Source organism: Pseudoxanthomonas wuyuanensis (assembly GCF_900215535.1).
Classification (GTDB): Bacteria; Pseudomonadota; Gammaproteobacteria; order Xanthomonadales; family Xanthomonadaceae; genus Pseudoxanthomonas_A; species Pseudoxanthomonas_A wuyuanensis.
In genome coordinates this window covers 297,815-311,316 of the sequence record NZ_OCND01000002.1, presented here as the reverse complement: position 1 = coordinate 311,316, position 13,502 = coordinate 297,815, and the positions used below count along the sequence as shown (strand labels likewise).

General features: G+C 66.4%; 12 protein-coding genes. 4 read left to right on the top strand and 8 right to left on the bottom strand.

All coding sequences use genetic code 11. The features are described 5' to 3' along the window. Positions 1-196 precede the first annotated feature (196 nt). From CRO39_RS06470 to CRO39_RS06460, 3 genes are all read right to left on the bottom strand, one after another. The gene (locus tag CRO39_RS06470) at positions 197-2,626 is read right to left on the bottom strand and encodes a TonB-dependent receptor (RefSeq protein ID WP_097121056.1); all 2,430 of its coding nucleotides are present in this window, start codon (positions 2,624-2,626) and stop codon (positions 197-199) included. Between the two features lie 88 nt (positions 2,627-2,714). Then, positions 2,715-3,860 carry an SO2930 family diheme c-type cytochrome gene (locus tag CRO39_RS06465; RefSeq protein ID WP_097121055.1) on the bottom strand — a complete coding sequence of 382 codons (1,146 nt, stop codon included), beginning with the start codon at positions 3,858-3,860 and terminating at the stop codon, positions 2,715-2,717. Positions 3,861-3,863: 3 nt separating this feature from the next. After that, positions 3,864-5,081 carry a parallel beta-helix domain-containing protein gene (locus tag CRO39_RS06460; protein ID WP_097121054.1) on the bottom strand — a complete coding sequence of 406 codons (1,218 nt, stop codon included), beginning with the start codon at positions 5,079-5,081 and terminating at the stop codon, positions 3,864-3,866. Positions 5,082-5,220: 139 nt separating this feature from the next. Here CRO39_RS06460 and CRO39_RS06455 point away from each other — a divergent pair, with 139 nt between their 5' ends. Next, complete coding sequence (locus CRO39_RS06455; RefSeq protein WP_097121053.1) at positions 5,221-6,264, top strand: AraC family transcriptional regulator; 1,044 nt, start codon at positions 5,221-5,223, stop codon at positions 6,262-6,264. Positions 6,265-6,271: 7 nt separating this feature from the next. On the opposite strand, the gene CRO39_RS06450 is transcribed toward CRO39_RS06455, so the two are convergent. The 5 genes from CRO39_RS06450 to CRO39_RS06430 form a co-directional block, all read right to left on the bottom strand. Then, complete coding sequence (locus CRO39_RS06450) at positions 6,272-6,655, bottom strand: RidA family protein (RefSeq protein ID WP_097121052.1); 384 nt, start codon at positions 6,653-6,655, stop codon at positions 6,272-6,274. A gap of 190 nt (positions 6,656-6,845) precedes the next feature. Then, positions 6,846-9,017, bottom strand: a complete 2,172-nt coding sequence (locus CRO39_RS06445) for a RelA/SpoT family protein (RefSeq protein WP_097121051.1) — start codon at positions 9,015-9,017, stop codon at positions 6,846-6,848. Between the two features lie 101 nt (positions 9,018-9,118). Continuing rightward, positions 9,119-9,418 (bottom strand): DNA-directed RNA polymerase subunit omega, encoded by a 300-nt coding sequence (gene rpoZ, locus CRO39_RS06440; RefSeq protein WP_097121050.1) that lies wholly within the window; start codon positions 9,416-9,418, stop codon positions 9,119-9,121. A 392-nt stretch (positions 9,419-9,810) separates the two neighbouring features. Next, the gene (gmk, locus tag CRO39_RS06435) at positions 9,811-10,422 is read right to left on the bottom strand and encodes a guanylate kinase (protein ID WP_097121049.1); all 612 of its coding nucleotides are present in this window, start codon (positions 10,420-10,422) and stop codon (positions 9,811-9,813) included. A gap of 112 nt (positions 10,423-10,534) precedes the next feature. Then, positions 10,535-11,395: a YicC/YloC family endoribonuclease gene (locus tag CRO39_RS06430; RefSeq protein ID WP_097121048.1), complete on the bottom strand. Its 861-nt coding sequence runs from the start codon at positions 11,393-11,395 to the stop codon at positions 10,535-10,537. Positions 11,396-11,660: 265 nt separating this feature from the next. On the opposite strand from CRO39_RS06430, the gene rph reads away from it, so the two are divergent. From rph to rdgB, 3 genes are all read left to right on the top strand, one after another. Further along, positions 11,661-12,401, top strand: coding sequence for a ribonuclease PH (gene rph / locus CRO39_RS06425; protein WP_097121047.1), 741 nt, complete (start codon positions 11,661-11,663; stop codon positions 12,399-12,401). A 105-nt stretch (positions 12,402-12,506) separates the two neighbouring features. Next, the gene (locus tag CRO39_RS06420) at positions 12,507-12,905 is read left to right on the top strand and encodes a VOC family protein (RefSeq protein WP_097121046.1); all 399 of its coding nucleotides are present in this window, start codon (positions 12,507-12,509) and stop codon (positions 12,903-12,905) included. Further along, positions 12,902-13,498 carry an RdgB/HAM1 family non-canonical purine NTP pyrophosphatase gene (gene rdgB, locus CRO39_RS06415; RefSeq protein WP_097121045.1) on the top strand — a complete coding sequence of 199 codons (597 nt, stop codon included), beginning with the start codon at positions 12,902-12,904 and terminating at the stop codon, positions 13,496-13,498. Before CRO39_RS06420 ends, rdgB begins: the two co-directional genes overlap by 4 nt. Positions 13,499-13,502: the final 4 nt, after the last annotated feature.

Here is a 13,502-nt window from a genome sequence, read left to right as displayed (position 1 = left end):
AACGAGCCTGCGGCCCGACGTAAAGACACGACGTCGTCAGGAGGGCGGCCCCCCCCCAGCCTGACGACCGGCGGCTCCCACCGAAGCCGACATCCCTGGAAACGGGAAAAGAACCAGACAAAAACCCCGACGCTGGCCGCGCCGGGGTTTCGGCTACGGGAGAAGATACCGGCGCAGCTTCTGGCAACTGATGGCGTCAGAACTTCAAGCTGACTTCCATGCCGTAGGTGCGCGGTTCGCTGACCACCGCGCCGACCGTGCCGAACGCCTCCCTGCCGTAGACGTTCAACTGGGTGACGTAGCGGTTGTCGAACACATTGTTGCCGTAGACCGCCCAGTTCCAGTGGCCGTCCGGCGATGCCCAGGCCAGGCGCACGTCGGTACGGTTCTGCGACTGACCGGTGGAAAAACCGGGGAAACTTGCGCAATCGCCCGAATCCCGGTTGTAGTCGTTGCCGCGGCAGGCGCCGCGATAGGCGTGCCGCAGCGCCAACCGCAGGTCCCCGGCAGTGCCCAGGCGCCAGTTGTAGTGGCCGCCGATGGCCGCCGACCAAGACGGCTCGCCGGTGGGCTGGCCATCCAGATCCAGCAGACCGGCGGCAGTGTCCACAGCGTAGTCCTTGTACTCCGAGTCGATGTACGCCGCATTGAAATCCAGGCCGAACGCATCGGTGACCTGCCAGCGCAGATCGAAATCCACACCGTAGGCTTCCACATCGCCGGTATCGATCACGAAGCGGGGAATGGTGCTGGTGTTGTCCAGCCGGATCGACTGGCGGTTGTCGTAGCGGTAATGGAAGACCGAGACGTTGTAGGCCAGCCGCGCCTGCGGCAGCGCGTGCTTGATGCCGACTTCCGCGTTCCACACGTCCTCGTTGTCGAATTCGCTGCCGATCTGCAGGGCGTTGAATCCGCCGGCCTTGTAGCCCTTGGCCAGCGAGGCGAAACCCATCAGATCGTCGGTGAAGTGGTAATCGACGACGAAACGCGGGCTCCAGTCGCTCCAGGAATCGCTGGCGCGATTGAGCACGCCCTTGTTCATCATCGCCGGCGGGTCGATGAAGGCCAGGTCGAACACGAACATCTCTTTCGGCACGCCCACCAGCGCGAAGAAGCCGGCTACCTCCAACGCATCGAGGGTGGCGTCCAGGGTGGGCGCGCTGCGCTGGTCGTTGAACCAGCTGAAGTCCTTTTCGTCGCGCGTGTAGCGCAGGCCGAAGGTCAGGTTGAGCTTGTCGTTGACGTGCCAGATGACATCGCCGAAGCCGGCATAGGCCTTGGTCCGCAGCGTATTGCGGAAGGTCTCGTTCCAGTCGTGCCCGAGCAGGCTGAGCGGAATGCCGTTGGCGGCCAGCACCTGCGAGAAGAAACCGAACAGGGTGCCGTCCGGCGTCGGCGCCAGACCCAGGTTGGCCACCGCGGTGTCGACCGCGGTGCTGGTGGTGTTGACTTCGCTGGTCTGGCTGGCCGCTTCCTCGTAGTAGCTGACGCCTGCCACCCAGTCGAAACGGTCGCTGGCGCCGCTGAACTTGAATTCCTGGTACTTGTTTTCGTTCGACTCGCGGTTGGTCGTGTCCAGGTACAGGTAGGGCCGGTTGGTGCCATCCTCTTCCACCCGGTTCAGCGAATCGAACTGTCGCCAGGCGGTGGTCGAGGTCAGGTTGCCCCAGCCCATGGCGTGATCGACGATCAGCGTCACCCCGTCGAAGGTGCGCCACTCGGCGCTGGCGCGGGTGTCGTTGAAAGTGCCGATTTCGCGCGGGTCCAGATAGCTCGATGGGTCGGCCGGCGCCGACGGAAGGCCCGGAGTTGGCGGCAGCGGCACGATGCCGGTGGTCGGGCGCCCGCGCTGGTCCAGGTTTTCGTGATCCCAGCTGATCAGCGCGGTGGTGTTGTCGCCCAGGCCCAATTGCCAGCCCGCGCGCGTCGCCCAGACGTTGTCGCCGCCCAGCTCCTTGCCGGTGGCCGCATCCTGCACCCAGCCATCGCTGTGGTTGATGAGCCCGGTCAGGCGCAAGGCGGAGCGATCGCCAGTGGCCACATTGGCCATCGCTTCCAGGTACTGCTTGCCGTAGTTGCCCAGGCGCAGCTTCACCGCCGCTTCGGTCTCGCTGCCGGGGCGCCGGGTGATGATCGACACCGCGCCGGCCGCCGTGTTGCGGCCGAACAAGGTGCCTTGCGGGCCCTTCAGCACTTCGATGCGCTCGACATCGGTCAACGGCAGCAGGATGCCGCCGCTGCGGCCGGTGTAGACGCCATCGATGAACACGCCGACGGCCGGATCGGTGCCGATGCCGAAGTCATCGGTGCTGATGCCGCGCAGCGCGATTTCCGGCTGGGTGGGCTGCACGCTGTTGATGCGCAGGCCCGGCACGAAACTGTCCAGGTCGCCCATGTCCTCGGCGGTGACGTCCGCGATGATCTGCTCGTTGAGCACCTGCAACGCGATCGGCACGTCCTGCAGTTCCTGCTCGCGGCTCTGCGCAGTCACCGTGATGGCGTCCAGGGTAACGGCGTCGGCCGTTGCCTGCTGGCCCCAGGCTGGTCCCGCCGCCGCCAGCAGGGTGCATCCTCCGAACAAGACACGACGCATGCCGATGATCAGATCGCGTTGCTTCAGTTCCATCACTCTCTCCCAAGAAGCGGTGTGTGCGCTGACCGCTTGCTGGCGGCCGCAGGTTTCGGTTCTCTTTCCCGTTCCGCCGACTGTTGCGCTAGCTGTCGCAGGCGCCCTGTTGCTGCTCTATCCATTGCCGGATCAGCGCCACGCCCTCGCGGTGGATCACCGAACGGCCCAGCTCGGGCATCATCACCGCCGGATCGTCGCTGTCCATGCGGAAGGCGAGGATCGATGCGTCGGCATCGCCCGGCACGATGCCGTAAAGGCGGCCGCCGGTACCCTTGCCGGCGGCGATGGGCTGCTTGCAGAACCCCAGCTTCAACCTGTCCCTGGTGGCGGCATCCAGCGACATGCCCGAGGTCAGCGCCGGGCCGGTCGGGCTATGGCAGTGGCCGCAATTGATATCCAGGTAGGCGCGCGCGCGGTCGTCCAGGCTGGCATGCGTATCGGTCCAGTCCGCGGCGCGCGGCGCCTGGCCGGCTTCCGGCGCGCCGTCCAGATAACCGCTGCGCGACCAGCGGAGCAACTGGTTCTCGCGGCCATCGGCGTAGTCGAAGTCGCGATTGAGGTGCCTGGCCTTCGGCCCGATCGGGGCAATCTGCCGCGAACGGTTGTCCGTGGCATGGCAGCCGGCGCACTGGTTCTGGTCCGGCACCTGGTAGGCCACCTCTTCGCGCTGTCCCTGCGCATCGATCAGTTGCAGCGGCAGCAATGCGCCAGCACGCTGCAGCACCGCGTCGTTCTGCTCGTCATTCCAGACGTAGGGCAATGCCAGCCAGCCCTGCTCGCGCCGCACCAGCAACCGGGTCTCGATCAGGCGCACCCGGCGCAGATCCAGCGTTTCATCCTGCAGCCCACCGTCTTCCGGCGCCTGCCGGGCCACCAAACCGCCGTCCCAGCGCGCGCCCTGCGGCAAGGCATAGTAGAAAGTCTTGCTGATGATGGTGCCGACCGGAAATTCGAAGGTTTCGTTTTCGCGGTATTGCGCCGCCTGGCCTTGCGGCATCCACACGGTGCGCAGCTTCAACGCGTAGTCGCTGAACAGCGGCGAGTTCAGGTCGTAAGGGAGCACGCCGGGATTCAGCCGCAGACGCTGGTCCTGCAGCGTCAGCAGCTGCCATTGGCTCAGCCGCTGCGGCTGGCCTTCGGCAAAAAAATGCACCTGCGGCTGCGGTCGGCAGGACGCCAGAGCCAACAGCGCCAGCATCAGCGCGACGATGCGCCTGCCGCCCTGCGCCATTGCTCAACCCCGGCCCAGGTCCACCGCCGGCAGCGGCGGCAAGCGGCAGTCGAACGCGCGCGCATCCTTGCCGGGATTCTTGTAGCCGCCGGGCCCGTCGGCATTGATCACACCGCTGACATCGTGCAGGCAGATCTGCGGGCCGCCGCCTTTCTTCTTGTCGACATAGCCGTCCCACAGCACGTCGGGAAAACGTCCGCGCAGACCGTACATCGCCACCTTCAGCGCCTTCAGATCCAGCCCGTCGGGCGATCCGCCGCCGCCGGACAGCTGGTTGCCGTGCACATGGATGCGTTCGGGATACGGATCGAAGGTCTCGGACTTGCTGGAGTCCTTGTAGCCGGTGGAATAGACGCTGGAGATGATGATGTTGGCGGTGTCGTTGTCGGCGATGCGGTTGTTGAAGATTTCGATATCGTCGTTGGAATTGACCACGATGCCCGAACCGGCCGGCACGCTGGCTACCGGGGTGCCCTTGGCGCCGAAGTTGCCGGTATTGTTTTCGAATACCTGGTTGTCGAACACGCGGATGTTGCCACCCTGCTGCGACAGCCCCGGCATGTTGAACACCAGGATGCCGCCGGTGTTCCTGGTGGCGATGTTGTCGTAGACATCGGCATTGATGGTGTTCTCGATTTCTATGCCGGCCACATTCAGCTCCGCGCGGCTGCGGCGCACGATGACGCCATCGGACTGGCCCACATAGATGCCGGCATCGGAGGCGCCAATGGCCACCGAGTCCTCGATCAATACGTTCCTGGTCAACACCGGGTAGAGGCCATAGGCGCCGTTCTTGGTACTGGGACCGCCGGTCCACTGCACCTTGACGCCGCGGATGGTGACGTTTTCGGATTCGCTGATCTTCAGCCCGTCGCCCCTGGAGTCCTCGATGGTCAGGTGCTCGATGGTGAAATCGTCGCCGTTGACCAGCAGACCCTCGGCGCCGGCCTTCTGTCCCTTGAAGCTCAGTACGCTCTTGTCCATGCCGGCGCCGCGCAGGGTGACGCCGTCGGCGCGCAGGGTCAGGCTGTGGTCGAAGGAGAAGCGTCCGGGCGGAATCTCGATAACCTCGCCCGGTTTGGCGTCCAGCAGCCGTTCGTGCAGGGTCCGCGCAAAGTCCGCCGCGCCGGCCGGCACCGCCGCCGTCTCCGCTTCGGTGCCGCTTCGCCCGCAGCCGGCCAGCGCCAGCGCCACTCCCAAACCCCAAAGCCCTCGCCGCATCTCGCGCTCCCCGGTTGGCCGGCGCCGGTACGGCCCGCCGCCTGACGACAGGCAAGTCTTGCCCCGGGGCGGCACCGCACAGGAGGGCAGGAGCGGCATACTAGGGGGGGCAAAGCGGACAAGCTGGGAGCGTGCTTCGATGCATCGCAATTCCACGGGCAACGTCGACTGGCGGCTTTCCATCGCCAACCTGCCGACCAATATGCTGTGCGGCCTGGTGCTGCTGGCGGGCGAACTGGGTGTGGGCTGCGAAGACTGGTTTGCCGGTATGCGCCTGAGCGTGAACGAAATCCACGACCCCAGCGCGCGTGTTTCCTATCGCCAGGCCAGCGAGATCATCCGGCGCGCGCTGCGCGCCTTGCCCATCGACGATGTGGGGCTGGTCGTCGGCGGCAAGCAGAATGGGGGAAATTTCGGCCTGCTGGGGCTGGCGATGAAGACCGCCCCGACCTTCGGCGAGGCGGTTTCGATCGGCCTGACCTATCAGCGCGCCAACGGTCCGTTGATGGAACTGGCGATGCTGCCGGCCGGCGAGGATGCGGTGACCATCACCGCCACCGCACCGGAGAGCAGCGCGGATCTGCTGCCGTTCCTGTGCGAGGAAATGTTCGCCAGCGTGCTGATGCTGGCGCGCGAACTGGCCGGTCCCGAGTTCAATCCGCTGCGCCTGGATTTTGCCTACCCGCCGCCGGCCTATGCGCAGCGCTACACCGAAGTGTTTCGCTGCGAAGTCCGCTTCGAGCAGCCGCGCAACGGCATGATGGTGGCGCGCAGATGGCTGGATCTGCCGTTCCAAAGCTACAACCCGGTGACCTCGCGGCAGGCGCTGGCGATGTGCCGCGCACAGCTGGAGGCCGAATCCGGCTGCGGCGAAACCACCGCCGCAGTCGAGCGGCAGTTGCGTCCGCGCCTGCACGAAAACCCGCAGATGAGCGATGTAGCCGCCTTGCTGCACCTGAGCGAACGCACCCTGCGGCGCCAGCTGGCCGCCGAAGGCACCAGCTTCACCGCCATCCACGACCGCATCCGCAGCCAGCGCGTACTGGAGCTGCTGCATACGCCGCAGCTGACCATTTCGCAGATAGGCAATCAGGTCGGCTTTACCGACGTGCGCGAATTCCGCCGCGCCTTCAAGCGCTGGACCGGTCTGACCCCGAGCGAGGCGCGGGCGCGGATGGCCTAGCGTTTCTTCAGTCGATGACCATCACCGCGTCGACTTCGAACGCGGCGCCCTTGGGCAGGCCGGCCACCTCGATGGTGGAACGGGCCGGGAACGGCGAAACGAAGTACTCCTGCATCACCGCATTGACCGCGGCGAACTCGCCCAGATCGGTCAGGTACAGGCCCAACCGGACGATACGGTCCAGCGAACCGCCGGCCGCTTCGGCCACCGCCTTCAGGTTGTCGAACGCACGCCGGGCCTGCGCGCCGATATCGCCTTCGACCAGCGCGCCGGTAGCCGGGTCCAACGGAATCTGCCCCGAGAAATAGACGGTATTGCCGGTACGGACCGCTTGCGAGTACGGGCCGATGGCGGCGGGAGCGTGGTCGGTCTGGATGATCTGGCGTGTCATGGGAATTCCTGTGTACGGCATTCCTCGCATTCTAAACTGTGGGAGCGACGTGAGTCGCGAACCGGCGCCGGAAAAGCTGTCGGAGTGGTGCCGGCATACCGGCACCGGTCGGTCGCGACCGGAAAACTTGCCGCGCACTGGCGGTCGCGACTGATGTCGCTCCTACAGGAGACTGAGTCCTGGCTTGCGCCTACTGCCGGCGCACGCCATGGACCACGTTGAGGCGGCGCAGCCGGCGCATCACTTCGGCCAGGTGATTGCGGTCGCGGACCTGGATGGAGAATCGCAACACCGCCACGTTGATGTCGCGTTCCAGGTATTCCACCCGCTCGATGTTGGACTGGCTCTTGGCCACCGCGGCGGCCACCTGCGCCAGCACGCCAGGGCGGTTTTCCACGTCGATCAGCAGCGAAGCGTCGTAGTCGCCGGTGACGCTGGCGTCCCAGGCGATCGGCACCCAGCGCTCGGGCGACTTGCGGAACTCGCTGACGTTGGGGCAGTCCAGCCGATGCACGACGATGCCCTTGCCGGCGGTGTGGTAGCCCATGATCTCGTCGCCCGGCAGCGGCTGGCAGCAGTTGGCGAAACTGACCACGCCGCGCTCGCTGCCGTTGATCAGGATCTTTTCCTGCGAATGGCGCGAATGGCCGCCGCTGCGCAGCTCGGCGAACGCGGTCAGCGCCTGCGCCGCCTGCGCCGGCATCCAGTTGCCCAGCGCCACATCGGCCAGCAACGCCTCCAGACGCGGGTAGCGGTGCTCGGTCAGGAACGCGTCCAGCCGCTGCTGCGGCAGCCGCTCCAGCGAACTGTCCAGCGCTTCCAGTGCGCGGTCGAGCATGCGATGGCCCAACTGCACCGCGTCCTCGTGCTCGAGCTGCTTGAGCTGGTGGCGGATCGACGTGCGCGCCTTGCTGGTGACCACGAATTCCAGCCACTGCGGTTTGGGCGCGGCGGACTTGGCGGTGATGATTTCCACGCTCTGGCCGCTGGCCAGCTTGGTGCGCAGCGGCACCAGTTTCCTGTCCACCCGCGAAGCCACCGCCCGGTTGCCGACGTCGGTATGCACCGCGTAGGCGAAATCGAGCGCGGTGGAATTGCGGGGCAGCGCCAGAATCTTGCCCTTGGGCGTGAACAGATAGACCTCGTCCGGAAACAGATCGACCTTGACGTTGTCCAGGAACTCCAGCGATGAGCCGGCCGCGCGCTGGTTTTCGATCAGCTCGACGATCCAGGCGTGCGCGCGGCTTTGCGCGCTGTTGGGGCTTTCGGCGCCGAACTTGTAGGTCCAGTGCGCGGCGATGCCGCGCTCGGCGATCAGGTCCATCTCGGTGGTGCGGATCTGCACTTCGATCGGCGAACCGTAGGGGCCGAACAGCACCGTGTGCAGCGACTGGTAGCCGTTGGCCTTGGGGATGGCGATGAAGTCGCGGAAGCGCCCGTCCAGCGGCTTGTACTGCGCATGCACCGCGCCGAGCGCGTGGTAGCAGGTCGGCACCGTGTCGACCACCACCCGGAAACCGAACACGTCCATCACCTGATCGAAGCTTTTACCCTCCCCGCGCATCTTGTTGTAGATGCTCCAGGGCGTCTTGATGCGGCTGACCAGCCGGTGCTCGATGCCTTCCTTGGTCAACCGCTGCGACAGATGCGCCTCGATCTGCGCCATCGATTCGCGCCGCACCACCGGCTGGCTGCGGATGTGTTTTTCGATGATGGCGTGGCGCCAGGGATGCATGGCGCGGAAACCGAGATCCTGCAGCTCGGACTTGACCAGGTTCATGCCCAGCCGCTGGGCGATGGGTGCGTAGATCTCCAGCGTTTCGCGGGCGATGCGCTGGCGCGCCTCGGCGCTCTGCGCGCCCAGCGTGCGCATGTTGTGCAGGCGGTCGGCCAGCTTGATCATGATCACGCGCAGATCGCGCGACATCGCCAGCAGCATCTTGCGGAAACTTTCGGCGGCCGCTTCCTGGCGGTCGCGGAATTTCAGCTTGTCCAGCTTGGTGACGCCTTCGACCAGCTCGGCCACCGACGCGCCGAACTCGGCGGCGATTTCCTCGCCGGTCAACGGCGTGTCCTCGATGGTGTCGTGCAGGATCGCCGCGATCAGCGTCTCGGCGTCCATGCCCAGTTCGGCCAGCACGCGGGCCACCGCCACCGGATGGGTGATGTAGGGCTCGCCCGACTTGCGGGTCTGGCCGATATGCGCGGCGGCGCCGACTTCCCACGCGCGCCGCAGCAGCGGCAGCTGTTCCGCCGGCAGGTAGCTGGCCGCCTGTTCGAACTGGCGAACATACTCCGGCGCCGTTTCGTCTTGCGGCGAAGCGGGTTTGCGGAGCGCTTTGGCGGTGCGGCCTGGGTTCATGCCGCCAGCCTATGCCAGACGCAGGACAACGGCAATTGACGGGTACGAAAAAGCCCGCTGACGCGGGCTTTTTCTCTGGCCGGTTTAGCGCCGGCTCACAGTCAGTCGTCGCCCTTGGACAGGTCGTCGTCGGCGACCACTTCAGCGGCGGCCCACTCCAGCGCCTCGCGCTCGGCGCGCTCGCGCTCGGCCTTCTCGACGCGGTCGATCAGATCGTTGTCGATCTTGCGGGCGGCGATTTCGCGCAGCGCCAGCACGGTCGGCTTGTCGGCGCTTTCGCTGTTGTCGATGGTCGGCTCGACGCCGTTGGCGAGCTGGCGGGCGCGCTTGGCGGCCATCGTAACCAGGTCGAAACGGTTGTTCACAACTTCCAGGCAATCTTCAACGGTGATGCGGGCCATACGGGCTCCCGGCGACCCGGGGGCCGCGCAGCGAATAGGGAAAGGGCCGGCGATTGTAGGTGCGCGGGGGCGAGAGCGCAAGCCGGCCTTTCAAAATCAATGACTTGGGACGGACGCAAGCCTGGAAAGCGGCTTTTCGACACGGATTGGAGCCAACCAAAGCGGAGCGGACCGAATCGAGCGGAACTGGGCAGGGGCACGGCCGGCCAAGCCCGCCCGGCTCTGCAAAGCACGACTCGAACCCAGTGGCAGCGGTGCCGGCACCGGCCAGTCGCAACATCGTACTTCCAGCGCGGCTCACGCCGCTCCCACAAGGCAGCGAGCAGCCATGGTCGCTTCCGCTCCGATCGGTCGCGAAAAAGTCTTGCTCGTCGGCCAGCGTCCGCGGACAGCTACGCCAGCAATGTCCGCAGCAACTGCTCGTGACGGATCTGCTGGGCTTCGCGGCGCAGCCGGCTGGCGATGAAGATGGCATGCATCTCGCCGACGGCCTTGTCGAACACGTCGTTGACGATGACGTAGTCGAATTCGTCGTAATGCGACATTTCCTCGCGCGCGGCGGCCAGCCGGCGCTGGATGGTCTCCTCGCTGTCCTGCCCGCGGGTCCGCATGCGCTGTTCCAGCGCGTCGCGCGATGGCGGCAGGATGAACACGCTGACCGCGTCGGGCACCTTTTCGCGCACCTGGCGCGCGCCCTGCCAGTCGATTTCCAGCAGCACGTCCTTGCCGGCGCACAGCTGCGGTTCCACCGATTGCCGCGCGGTGCCTTTCCAGTCGCCATGCACCTGTGCGTACTCGAAGAAATCGCCGGCACGGATCATGCCCTTGAACTCGTCGGCGCTGATGAAATGGTAGTGCTGGGCGTGGCGTTCGCCAGGGCGCGGCGCACGCGAGGTGAACGAAATCGACAGCGCGATGCCGGGATCGCGCTGCAGCACCGCATTGACGATGCTGCTTTTGCCGGCGCCGGACGGCGCAGCGACGATATAGAGGGTTCCGCGCATGGTCGTCAGGAACGAGTGCGAAGGAACGAGGAACGAGTGGCCATTGCCGCCTCGGTCGGATCTGTTTTCATCGCCGCACCTTCCCCACTGGTTGCTCGTTCCTCATCACTCGTTACTCGATGTTCTGCACTTGTTCGCGGATCTGATCGATCAGCACCTTCAGTTCCACCGCCAGGTTGGTGGTGCGGGTATCGACCGACTTGGAACCCAGCGTGTTGGCCTCGCGGTTGAACTCCTGCAGCAGGAAGTCCAGCCGCCGGCCGACCGGTTCGGCCTGCTTGAGCACGCGGCGGATCTCCTTGACGTGGCTGTCCAGCCGGTCCAGTTCTTCGTCCACGTCGAGCTTTTGCAGCCACAGCACCAGTTCCTGCTCGACCCGGCCGGGGTCGGCCGGCTGCGACAATTCCGCCAGCCGGGCTTCCAGTTTCTGCCTCTGCCCGCTGCGGATCAGCGGAATCAGCTCGCGCACGTCGGCCGCGCGCGCGGCGACCGCATCGACCCGCTCCAGGATCGCCTCCGCCAGCTTCTCGCCTTCGCGCTCGCGCGCGGCGACGAACTGGTCCAGCAGCGTGTCCAGCAGCGCCAGCGCCCCGGCCTGCAGCGCCACCGGATCCACCGCCTTGCTCTGCAGAACGCCCGGGAACTGCAGCAGGTCGGTCAGCTCGGTACGCAGGCCGGGGAAGCGTCCCGACAGGTCCAGCGCCAGTTCCGAAAGCTGCGCCAGCGTACCGATGTTCAGCTGCAGGCTGCCCTCGCCCTCCGGGCTGCGCAGGCGCAGGCTGAAATCGAGCTTGCCGCGCGAGACCCGGGCGGCGATGCGTTCGCGCAGCGCCGGCTCCAGCGCGCGCAGTTCCTCGGGCAGGCGCAGGCCCAGCTCCAGGAAGCGGTGGTTGACCGCGCGCAACTCGCAGGCCAGCGTGCCGCCCTCGGTGACGCGTTCGGCGGCGGCGAAGGCGGTCATGCTGCGAATCATGGGAAGTCCATAACGTACCAAAGCGCGAATGGTAACCTAGCAGCCTGCCGGACTTTGGCAGGCCGGGCTGCAAATCCGCCTGCGCGGCCCAGTTTCCGCCGATTCCCGACCAGGAGATCCCGCTCTTGGCCTGGGGATCGTCAAGAAACTGACCTCGCGCAATCGTCTTCGCCTCGACCCCCAAAGCCCGACAGGCTGCCAGCGCGTCTCCGGGAACCCAGACTGCCGGTTCCCGCCTGCCCCCACTCCTGCTCCGGATTACTCGATGTCATTGTCCCGTCCCAGCGGCCGCGCCGCCGATCAGATGCGCCCGATCAGCATCCAGCGCGGTTATACCCGCCACGCCGAAGGCTCGGTGTTGATAAGTTTTGGCGGCACCCGCGTGCTGTGCACCGCCAGCGTCGACAACAAGGTGCCGGGCTTCCTGCGCGGCAAGGGCGAAGGCTGGGTGACCGCCGAGTACGGCATGCTGCCGCGCGCCACCCACAGCCGCAGCGACCGCGAGGCCGCACGCGGCAAGCAGGGCGGCCGCACGCTGGAGATCCAGCGCCTGATCGGCCGCGCGCTGCGCGCCTGCGTGGACCGCGGTGCGCTTGGCGAGCGCACCATTACGCTGGATTGCGATGTGCTGCAGGCCGATGGCGGCACCCGCACCGCCGCCATCACCGGCGCCTATGTGGCGCTGGTCGATGCGGTGAACTGGCTGAAGGCCCGCAACGACATCAAGCCCGGTAAAGGCGGGCGCGACCCCATCCACGGCGCGGTGGCCGCGGTTTCGGCCGGCATCTACCGCGGCGTTCCGGTGCTGGACCTGGACTATGCCGAGGACAGCGACTGCGACACCGACATGAACATCGTGATGAACGATGGCGGCGGTTTCATCGAGCTGCAGGGCACCGCCGAGGGCCACGCCTTCCGCCGCGACGAACTGAACGGGCTGCTGGCGCTGGGCGAGAAGGGCATCAATGAGTTGTTCGCCGCCCAGCGCGAGGCGCTGGCGGGATGATGTCTTTCCCGTAGGAGCGACGTCAGTCGCGATAGGCCTTCTCAGTAAAGCTTCATCGCGGCTGACGTCGCTCCTACAGAAAAAACCTGCAACCGCCCTGATGCCATGAAACAGACCCTCAGCCTGATCACCCTGGTGGTCGACGACTACGACACCGCCATTGCCCACTACACCGGCGCGCTGGGCTTTGCGCTGCTGGAAGACACCGACCTGGGCGGCGGCAAGCGCTGGGTGCGGGTCGCGCCGCGCGGCAGCAGCGAAACCAGCCTGCTGCTGGCCGTGGCCGGCAACCAGGCCCAGCGCGCCCGCATCGGCGACCAGACCGGCGGGCGGGTCGGCTTTTTCCTGCAGACCGACGATTTCTGGCGCGATTACCACGCCATGCGCGCCAACGGCATCGCGTTCCTGGAAACCCCGCGCGAGGAAAGCTATGCCACGGTCGCGGTGTTCCAGGACCGCTACGGCAACCGCTGGGATCTTCTGCAACCCAAGGAACCGGCATGAAACTGGTACTGGCCTCCTCCAACCACGGCAAGCTGGAAGAACTGCGCGGCCTGCTGGCCGACGCCGACATCGAACTGATCGCCCAGTCCGACCTGGGCGTGGCCGACGCCGACGAAACCGCCACCACCTTTGTCGAGAACGCGCTGATCAAGGCGCGCCACGCCAGCCAGCTGACCGGCCTGCCGGCGCTGGCCGACGACTCGGGCATCTGCGTGGATGCGCTGAACGGCGCGCCTGGGCTGTATTCGGCCCGCTACGCGGGCGAGCACGGCAACGCCAGCCGCAACATCGACAAGCTGCTGGACGCGATGAAGGATGTGCCCGACGGGCAGCGCGGCGCGCATTTCTATTGCGTGCTGGTGCTGCTGCATCACGCCAACGACCCGCAACCGCTGATCGTCGAAGGCCAATGGCACGGCCGCATCCTGCACGCGCGCCGCGGCGATGGCGGCCACGGCTACGATCCGGTGTTCTTCGACCCGCAGCACAAGCAGTCCGCGGCCGAGATGGCGCTGGACCTGAAGAACCGGCTGAGCCACCGCGGCAAGGCGCTGGCTGCGCTGCGGCAACGGCTGCAGGCCGGCGCGCGGTAGACTG

Bases quoted from the DNA above. Each gene is read 5' to 3' on its own strand.
- CRO39_RS06470 (WP_097121056.1), bottom strand. From the start codon at position 2,626: ATGGAACTGAAGCAACGCGATCTGATCATCGGCATGCGTCGTGTCTTG.
- CRO39_RS06465 (WP_097121055.1), bottom strand. From the start codon at position 3,860: ATGGCGCAGGGCGGCAGGCGCATCGTCGCGCTGATGCTGGCGCTGTTG.
- CRO39_RS06460 (WP_097121054.1), bottom strand. From the start codon at position 5,081: ATGCGGCGAGGGCTTTGGGGTTTGGGAGTGGCGCTGGCGCTGGCCGGC.
- CRO39_RS06455 (WP_097121053.1), top strand. From the start codon at position 5,221: ATGCATCGCAATTCCACGGGCAACGTCGACTGGCGGCTTTCCATCGCC.
- CRO39_RS06450 (WP_097121052.1), bottom strand. From the start codon at position 6,655: ATGACACGCCAGATCATCCAGACCGACCACGCTCCCGCCGCCATCGGC.
- CRO39_RS06445 (WP_097121051.1), bottom strand. From the start codon at position 9,017: ATGAACCCAGGCCGCACCGCCAAAGCGCTCCGCAAACCCGCTTCGCCG.
- rpoZ (WP_097121050.1), bottom strand. From the start codon at position 9,418: ATGGCCCGCATCACCGTTGAAGATTGCCTGGAAGTTGTGAACAACCGT.
- gmk (WP_097121049.1), bottom strand. From the start codon at position 10,422: ATGCGCGGAACCCTCTATATCGTCGCTGCGCCGTCCGGCGCCGGCAAA.
- CRO39_RS06430 (WP_097121048.1), bottom strand. From the start codon at position 11,395: ATGATTCGCAGCATGACCGCCTTCGCCGCCGCCGAACGCGTCACCGAG.
- rph (WP_097121047.1), top strand. From the start codon at position 11,661: ATGTCATTGTCCCGTCCCAGCGGCCGCGCCGCCGATCAGATGCGCCCG.
- CRO39_RS06420 (WP_097121046.1), top strand. From the start codon at position 12,507: ATGAAACAGACCCTCAGCCTGATCACCCTGGTGGTCGACGACTACGAC.
- rdgB (WP_097121045.1), top strand. From the start codon at position 12,902: ATGAAACTGGTACTGGCCTCCTCCAACCACGGCAAGCTGGAAGAACTG.